This window comes from Parasphingomonas frigoris, from assembly GCF_036663815.1.
GTDB lineage: Bacteria > Pseudomonadota > Alphaproteobacteria > Sphingomonadales > Sphingomonadaceae > Sphingomonas.
This window is the reverse complement of the sequence record NZ_JAXOJQ010000081.1, coordinates 1-1,111: the sequence shown is the minus strand read 5'-3', so window position 1 is coordinate 1,111 and position 1,111 is coordinate 1. Positions and strand designations below refer to the sequence as shown.

2 protein-coding genes are annotated in these 1,111 nt (G+C 61.7%); one reads left to right on the top strand and one right to left on the bottom strand.

What is annotated here, in order from left to right:
* Positions 1-488: nucleoside hydrolase (locus tag U1872_RS22605; RefSeq protein ID WP_332795091.1), on the top strand; the 488-nt coding region annotated here is incomplete at its 5' end.
* A gap of 219 nt (positions 489-707) precedes the next feature.
* Here the strand turns inward: U1872_RS22605 and U1872_RS22600 are convergent.
* Positions 708-968: a hypothetical protein gene (locus U1872_RS22600; RefSeq protein WP_332745498.1), complete on the bottom strand. Its 261-nt coding sequence runs from the start codon at positions 966-968 to the stop codon at positions 708-710.
* Between the last annotated feature and the right edge of the window lie 143 nt (positions 969-1,111).

The window sequence follows — 1,111 nt, the reverse complement described above, 5'->3', positions numbered from 1 at the left end:
AAACGCTCGACAGGCCGGCGGCCGCTGCGTTCGCGCGCGAGTTCGTCAACACGCCGCGACGCGAGTTCAACATCCGCTGGGATCCCGAAGCGGCGCGGATCATGGCGCATGGCGCGTGGCCTAAGGTGACGATGGTCCCGATCGATCCGTCGACTGGCACGCAGTGGACGCGCAGTTTTCTCGACAGCCTGAGGTCCGCGCATACCGCGCTGACCGACACGCTGCAGACCGGGCTCGAACCGGGGTTTCCGATGTGGGACGAGATTGCCGCAATGGTCTGGCTGGAGCCCGCGATCGTTACCCGCACCCAGACGCTCTACATAGATTTCGACACGAACCAGACCGCCGGATACGGTGATACGCTGTCGTGGCACGAGGCGTACCGACCGCATCTCGGCGAACGCGCGCAGATCGTCGTGCTCCGTATCGATCGCGTGAAGATGGAGGCGGCGATGCGCGCACTCTACAAGCGACCTCTAAAGCGTTGACCGTCAGCACGGTGACAGTTCGCGTTTTGGTGATGTTAATGTCGGCGCTGGCGGTGATAACACCGACCGCAGGCTGCCGCTTCGGCGGGATGGGATGGCGTGAACTCGAGCCATCGTACTGGAGAAGTAAGAGTAGAGATTACGCTTTACGCGTCGCTCCGGAGATGATCTCGTCGCCGGCAAGAGAATGGGCCAGTGCGTTAACACCGGCCCCGACAGTCAGTTGCTGTCCGAATCGTCGTCATTTTCTTTGTCGATGATCAGATACGCAACGCCGGCGATGATGCCTGCGCCGATAACGAGCGGAACGATGCTCTGACCAGCAAGGTTGCTGGACTTCTTGGTCGACGTGCCTGCACGCGTTGCGGGAGCTAGCGAGAGCGACCCCGCCGAGTTCGCGCCGACGGGTGCTGCGGTGGCTGCAACCGGCATCGCGGTCATTGCGATGGCCGAAGCGCCCAGAATCCATGTTTTAATCATAAGTCACTCTCTCATGTACGAGCCGGTTCGGCCGCCTCGCCACAACAGTTTTGCCGGCTGATGGTTCCTTCCGCCGGCAAATGTCACGCCGGCGCAGCGCAGTGCCGCTCAACGGATGTCACGCATTGATACGGTAACTGCGC

Excerpts from the sequence above, each read along its gene's own strand:
- U1872_RS22600 (WP_332745498.1), bottom strand. The coding sequence starts at position 968 with ATGATTAAAACATGGATTCTGGGCGCTTCGGCCATCGCAATGACCGCG.